Raw genomic sequence first — 6,851 nt, 5'->3', positions numbered from 1 at the left:
GGGGGGGGGGGCGCCCCCCCCCCCCCCGCCCCGCTTTTTTTAGCGTCAGAAGTCGTAGCTCATTGAGACGCGGACGGTACGCGGATCGCCTTCGAACAGGTAAGTACCGGTATCGTCAATGCCAGACCAGTACTTCTCGTTGGTCACGTTGGTCACCCCGACGCGCCAGATCATTTCGTTCTGGTCGGCGTTCAGACGCATACGATAGCGCAGGCCTAAATCCAGGGTGGTGTAGCTATCCAGCTTCTTGGTATTGGCCGCATCGGCATACTGCGAGCCGCTATGATTGACGCGCGCGGTGGCGGTCAGGCCTTCCACCGGCTTGATGTCATATTCGGCGCCGAGTACCGCGTAGAAGTTAGCCACCCCGATGGCATCTTTACCGTCGGTTGCGCCTTCAGCGGTTTTAGTCTGTTTGGCATCCAGCCAGACGGTACTGGCGTTAAGACGCAGTCCCAGCATCGGCTCGCCAAAGACGTTCATCTCTACGCCGCGGTTACGCTGCTCGCCGTCGAGGCCGTAATTGCCAGCGGTATCGGAAATGGCGTTCGGTTTTTTGATTTCAAACAGCGCCAGCGATCCTCCGATCGTACCGTAGTCGATCTTGACGCCCACTTCGTCCTGCTTCGAGTGCGCGATCCCGGTACTCTGCCCGGCATTGGCCGCCGTCGTCGGCGCCACAGAGCCCGGCTGCAGTGCTTCGGTATGGTTAGCATACAGCGACAGCTGCTCCCACGGCTTGTACACCAGGCCAAACGTCGGCATCCAGCGGCTTTGGGTATAACGCGAAGAGGTATCTTCCAGCCCGGTGGCGTTGCTGTAGTTGCGCACAACCACTTTCTGATGACGAGCAGCGGCGGTAAACAGCACTTTATCGTTAAAGAAGCCGAGGGTATCACTCAGCAGCCAGCCCTGCGTACGGCTGCGCGAGGTGACCAGCGGATCGTGGTAGTTGCCGCCAAAATAGGCGTTATCCGGCATCGCCACATCATGGTTGTCATAGATATTAGTGGTCGGGTTCCTGGCCGACATCCGCCAGGCGGTCGCATCGGTATGCACCTGCGCCGCATAGCCGAGGTTCACCTTATGCGAAATCGCGCCGGTATTGAAATCGCCGCGTACCCCGCCCATGCCGCTGATCGCGTCGATAATGCGGTTAGTATCCAGGCGGCCCACCGTCGCATCGCCGTTTTTATTCAGAAGCTTCGGCGCGCTGTAGGTACCAATTTCATGCGAATGCTGGCCGCCGAGGGCGCTGTATACCGTCCAGCTATCGGTCAGGTCATATTCTGCCTTCGCCATGCCGAACTCGCTTTCAATATCGCTATAGCCCCACTTCTGGCTGTAGTTTTTGCTGTTGTCCGGCAGCGCCGGAACGAAATCCACGCCGCTGATATTGACGCCCATCGTACCGCCGTGGAACGTTTTCTTCTGATAGCCGAAATCGAGCGAGGAGCGGAAACGGTCGCCGCGGTAATCAAGCCCCAGCGAAGCCAGCGTGGTACGGCGTTTATCATTATCGATAGCGCCTTCACCCTCGCGGTGCACCAGGTTGACCCGGGCGCCGAACTGGTTGTTGTCGCCGAAACGGCGCCCCAGGTCGAGGGTGCCGCCCACCTGAGAATCAGAGGTATAGTCGACGCCAACGCGTGCGGTCGGCAGATCTTCCGCCCGCTTCGGCTCGAGGTTAATCATCCCGCCGACGCCGCTGCTGGCCGCGCCGTTAAGCAGGCTGTTAGCCCCTTTGAAAATTTCAACGCGCTCCAGCATCTGGGTGTCCATCACCTGACGCGGCACCACGCCCGCCAGGCCGCCCATCGTCATGTCATCGCCATCGAGCTTAAACCCGCGGATTCGATAGGTCTCGGCGAAGTTGCCGTAGCCCTGTACGGCCTGCACGCCAGCGTCGTTACTGACGACATCGGCGATAGTTTTCGCCTGCTGATCCTGAATCAGCTTCGAGGTATAGCCGATGACGTTAAACGGGACGTCCATCGCTTTTTGTTCGCCAAGCATCCCCAGACGGCCGCCGTGGGCGATCTGGCCATCGAGGAATGCCGGAACCACCAGGTCGCCGCCGGATTTAAAATCGCTGGTTTCGTTAGCCTCGACGATGAGGGTCTCTTCGCCAGGCTGCTTCGCGGCGGCAGCGTCCGCGGCCATCGCCGTTTGACTGGCGGCGCCGATGGCTAAGGCCAGCAGCGTTTTACGCAGCGGGAAGGATGAATAGTGCGTGGTGTGCATAATTTGCCCCATGGATGAGGATAAATGAATCAAAGGGCCCGTCGCCGGAGCCGTTATTTTTATTGCGCGTTCAGGTCGATACGTACGACGCTGTCCGGGCCTTTAGTGGAGTGGTCTTTATTGAAGGGCTGTTTGACGGTGACAAACAGCGTCTGACCATCGGCGGAAAGCAGCAGGCTGTTGGGATTGGCCGGCAGCGCCCAGCTTTTCTTCAGCGTGTAGCGGCTGGCGTCAAGGCTGATGACCTTGCCGGATTCACGCTGTGAAATATAAATTTCGTGGCGTTTCTTATTGAACTGCACCGCCAGCGAATCGCCGACGTCGAGCTGTTTAAGCAGCTTGCCGCTGTGGATATCCAGCACCAGAGTGGTTTTCGCTTTCGAGTTGTCGGTCACGAACAGACGGCCGGTGTCGCTATCTTCGGCCATATTAAGCAGCAGCGCCGGCTTGTCGCCCAGCGGCTTCCAGCGCTGTTCAATGCGTTGGTTACGCGGGTTGATCACCAGAATTTCACCGCTGCCGTTAGCGGCGTACACGCGACCGGTTTGCGCTGAGTAGTGCAGGCCGGTCATCCACTTACCGGTATTTTTAATCCGCGTTTTCAGCTTCAGGGTAGTGGCGTCAACCACCCAGATTTGCGCCGGGTCGGCGACCGCGCCAACGTAGAGAGTATTATTCAGCAACAGCAGCTGACGGGCCCCATAAGGGCGACCTTTTTCATTGCGCTCGCTGAACAGCAGGCGGTTTTTTACCTTGCCGGTGGCGGTGTCGATAGCGCTGATGCCGCCGTCCAGCGAATTGCTGACATACAGCGTTTTACCCTCCGCAGAGAGCTGTAAAGCGAAGTTTTTCAGATCGGTATGCGTCAGGCCGATGGTATTGAGGGTGTACGGATCCAGTGTGTAAACCGCCCCGCCCTGTACATTTTTAAAGCCTTCAGCGCTGGCGACGTACAGCGCATCACCCTGCGGGCTTAACGCCATCTCGTACAGCCCTTCCGCTAGCTGGCGCTGCAGCGGTTGCGCCACGTTAGGGACTGGCGAGTCGACAACCGGTTGGGAAACGGCAGAGGAATGAGGCGTCGCGCAGCCGCTTAACGCCGCGCTGATGGCCAGCGTCAACGCCGGAAGTGTGTATTTCATTGGATCAACCCTATAAAAAATCAATGACCCGATGGACGCGCAGCGGCCGATATTGTGTGTTTCCAGCCTGCTGTCTTTACGTCACCCTACGCCTTCGCGACTCTTAGTGAACGACTCACTGGCGCAGCTCGAACCTTGCCAAAATTACGAATGAAAAAGAGAATGAGAACTATACTCATTATCTAATATCAAACAAGTCCTGGCGGGCAAAAAAGATAATCTGCTGATTTTTTTTACGGCAATGGCGGATTAGGAGGGGAAGAAAGGATCCGTGACGGGAAAAGCGTCCCGGAAGCGATGCCGTGCACCGCCCGGGTTGCAGGCCAGAAGGCACACAATGTGTTGCCTATCTGGCGCAAAGCGACACATGACAGCGCTATGTCGCTGAACGGCGATTAATAGCGCACCATCACCGACTTCAGCTCCGTATAATCATCGATAAACGCGCTGCCGAATTCGCGCCCGATGCCCGAGCCCTTCATGCCGCCGAACGGTACCGCCGGGTCGAGGAAGGTATGCATATTGACCCATACGATGCCGGCCTCAATCGCCTCCGAGTAGCGTAGCGCCTGACGAATATTATCCGACCAGACGCTGGCCGCCAGGCCATACGGTGAGGCATTCATCCGCGCCAGCGCCTCTTCTTCACTGCGATAGCCGATAAAACTGCACACCGGACCGAAGGTCTCCTCGCGCATCAGGGTGCTCTCTTCGCTGCGCACTTTGACCGCGGTCGGCTGCAGGAAATAGCCCTCCCCCGGCAGCGCTTCGCCGCCGCAGACGATGGTATCGCCCTCGTCGCGGGCGGTCTGAATGAGCCGCAAAACTTTGTCATACTGCTGGCGGTTGGCCAGCGGCCCCATCAGCGTCCGTTCATCCAGCGGCGACCCCGGCGCAAAAGCGCTGAGCTTGTCTTTCAGCAGCGCCAATACCGCATCCAGTTTTCCCTGCGGCAGATAAAAACGTTCCGCAGCGGCGCAAATCTGCCCCTGGTTCAGGTAGCCAGCTTCAATAATGCCGTTGACCATCGCCTCCGGCGTCAGGTCATCGAGGAACAGCGCGGCGTTTTTCCCCCCCAGCTCAAGGGTCACCCGTTTACCTGACGCACTGGCCGACTGCTGGACTTTTTCACCGGTGGCCACCGAGCCGGTAAAGCTCACCTTGGCGCAGGCCGGATGCGTAATCAGCCGCTGGGCAATCTCGCCGCCGGGGCCGTTGACCACGTTAATCACCCCATCCGGGATACCCACCGCTTTTGCCAGCTCCGCCACGCGCAGCAGCGTCAGCGGCGTATATTCGCTCGGCTTGAGGACGATGGTGCAGCCGCAGACCAGGGCCGCCGCCAGCTTCCAGATGGCAATCATGATGGAGAAGTTCCACGGCACGATGCCAACCACCACCCCAAGCGGCTGGCGGCGGGTAAAGGCGGTATATTTCTCCCCGGCCATCGATGGCAGCGAGACATCCAGCGTTTCACCGGTGACTTTCCCCGCCCAGCCGGCGAAGTAGCGCAGGAACGCCACCGACTGGTCCAGCTCGAGCATCCGCGCCAGCGTGATAGTTTTGCCGGAACAGAGACTTTCCAGCTGCGCCAGCGCTTCGCGATGCTCTGCCAGCGTGTCCGCCAGCTTCAGCAGCAGCGCGCCGCGCGCCAGCGTCGGCATCTCGCGCCACTGACTAAACGCCTGGCGGGCGCTCTCCATAGCGCGATCCGCCTGGTCACTATCCGCCGCGGTGACCTCGGCAATCGCCCGCCCGGTCGCCGGGTTGATCACCGCGAACGGCGCGCCGCGGCCCGCCTCACGTTGACCGGCAATAAACTGCCCGTGCGGCTGGCGTAAGAAGGCGGTCACTTCCGCCAGTAAGGTTATCTCGCTCATCGTCAGCACCCGTTTTTCAGCAAAGTTAACCCATCACAGCACGGCTTCCCGCCGCAGCCTATCGTTCTAAAGAACGTCATTCTTCCGGACGATATTCAACGCCCGCGCGGCGTGCTGTGATGAGGGTCTTGAGCCAGGCAAGACCACAGGGTAACGCGATGAACATCAAGATCGATGCGCTGAACTACTACGGCGCGACGAAGAAATATCACCTCCATTTCCCGGCGCTACGGGAAGATATTGAAGCCGATGTGGTAATTATCGGCGGCGGCTTCTCTGGCATTAACACCGCCCTTGAGCTGGCGGAACAGGGGATCACCAACGTGGTGGTGCTGGAGGCGCGCCATCTCGGCTACGGCGGCACCGGGCGCAACGGCGGCCAGGTGATGGCCGGTATCGGCCACGATATCGAAGCGGTAAAAAAGCACGTCGGCAAAGAGGGGCTGGAGACGCTGTTTAAAATCGCCAACCTCGGCGCGGGCATCATTCGCGAACGCATCCGCAAATATAACATCGACGCCGATTTCGTGCCCGGCTACGGCTATCTCGCCTATAACCAGCGACAGCTTAAAACGCTGCGCCAGTGGGAGAAGGAGTTTAAAGCCGCTACCCCGGATGAAGAGATCGAACTGTATACCGGAAAAGAGGTGCAGCAGGTGGTGGGCTCCGAGGTCTACTGCGGCGCGCTGAAACATATGGGCGGCGGCCAGATCCATTCACTCAATATGCTGCTCGGTTCGGCGCAGGCCGCCCATTCGCTGGGGGTGAAGATTTTCGAATCCTCGCCGGTGGTGGAAGTGAATTACGGCAAACAGGTGCGGGTACGCACCGCGATGGGCAGCGTCAAAGCCGCCAAACTGCTGTGGGCCTGCGACAGCTTCCTCAACAATATGGAGCCGGAGATCTACAACAAGACGCTGGTCACTTACTCCTACCAGGTGTCGACCGAGCCGCTCTCCGATGAACTGATCGAACGCATCAGCCCACTGCGCGGCGCCTTCAGCGATATTCGCCCGGTAATTAACTACTACCGCGTCACCCGGGAAAACCGCCTGCTGTTCGGCAGCGCCACCCGCTTTGTGGAGTATACGCCGAACGATTTCGCCGCCTGGAACCGCACCTTGCTGGCGGAGGTCTTCCCCTATCTCAGGGATGTGAAGATCGATTTTGCGTGGGGCGGGCCGATGGCCTGTAGCGCCAATCTGTTCCCGCAGATCGGCACCCTACGCGATCACAACAACGTCTTTTACGTCCAGGGGTACTCCGGCTTCGGCGTCACCCCGTCGCACATCGTGTGCAAAATCCTCGCCGAAGGGATCAACGGCGGTTCCGACCGCTATCGCCTGCTGAGCAGCATCCCCCACGCGACCATCCACGGTCGTGACAGTCTGCGCTTGCTATTAGTCACGGCCGGAAAACTGATGCATCAAACCGCCGGTTTCTGGAAAGGCCGGAGTTAACCAGGAGAACGCTATGCACGCTTTTAAACTTAAACACCCGGTACCTGATCTGCAGCCGATCGGCAGCGTCAGCCTGCTCGGCGCGACGCCGACCGCCGGCGACCCCCCGGGAGGGGGCGGGGGGG

The 6,851-nt window shown here is 59.3% G+C and carries 4 protein-coding genes and 1 pseudogene; 2 read left to right on the top strand and 3 right to left on the bottom strand.

What is annotated here, in order from left to right; genetic code table 11:
- Positions 1 to 45: 45 nt before the first annotated feature.
- From HMPREF9538_RS18735 to HMPREF9538_RS18745, 3 genes are all read right to left on the bottom strand, one after another.
- The gene (locus tag HMPREF9538_RS18735) at positions 46 to 2,244 is read right to left on the bottom strand and encodes a TonB-dependent receptor (RefSeq protein WP_009308092.1); all 2,199 of its coding nucleotides are present in this window, start codon (positions 2,242 to 2,244) and stop codon (positions 46 to 48) included.
- Between the two features lie 59 nt (positions 2,245 to 2,303).
- Positions 2,304 to 3,386, bottom strand: coding sequence for a YncE family protein (locus tag HMPREF9538_RS18740; protein WP_009484539.1), 1,083 nt, complete (start codon positions 3,384 to 3,386; stop codon positions 2,304 to 2,306).
- 395 nt (positions 3,387 to 3,781) lie between these two features.
- Entirely contained in the window at positions 3,782 to 5,266 is a 1,485-nt protein-coding gene (locus HMPREF9538_RS18745; protein ID WP_004191461.1) for an aldehyde dehydrogenase family protein, read from the bottom strand.
- A 158-nt stretch (positions 5,267 to 5,424) separates the two neighbouring features.
- On the opposite strand from HMPREF9538_RS18745, the gene HMPREF9538_RS18750 reads away from it, so the two are divergent.
- A complete protein-coding gene (locus tag HMPREF9538_RS18750) occupies positions 5,425 to 6,726 on the top strand; it encodes an NAD(P)/FAD-dependent oxidoreductase (protein WP_004176990.1) in 1,302 nt (433 codons plus the stop codon).
- A 13-nt stretch (positions 6,727 to 6,739) separates the two neighbouring features.
- Positions 6,740 to 6,851, top strand: a pseudogene (locus HMPREF9538_RS29600) (cytoplasmic protein); the annotation flags it as partial.

It is taken from the genome of Klebsiella sp. MS 92-3 (genome assembly GCF_000195655.1).
Taxonomy (GTDB): Bacteria; Pseudomonadota; Gammaproteobacteria; order Enterobacterales; family Enterobacteriaceae; genus Klebsiella; species Klebsiella pneumoniae.
This window is presented reverse-complemented; position numbering and strand designations above follow the sequence as displayed.

What these genes read in the sequence shown, in the direction of transcription:
- HMPREF9538_RS18745 (WP_004191461.1), bottom strand. Translation starts at nt 5,266, where the DNA reads ATGAGCGAGATAACCTTACTGGCGGAAGTGACCGCCTTCTTACGCCAG.
- HMPREF9538_RS18750 (WP_004176990.1), top strand. Translation starts at nt 5,425, where the DNA reads ATGAACATCAAGATCGATGCGCTGAACTACTACGGCGCGACGAAGAAA.
- HMPREF9538_RS18735 (WP_009308092.1), bottom strand. Translation starts at nt 2,244, where the DNA reads ATGCACACCACGCACTATTCATCCTTCCCGCTGCGTAAAACGCTGCTG.
- HMPREF9538_RS18740 (WP_009484539.1), bottom strand. Translation starts at nt 3,386, where the DNA reads ATGAAATACACACTTCCGGCGTTGACGCTGGCCATCAGCGCGGCGTTA.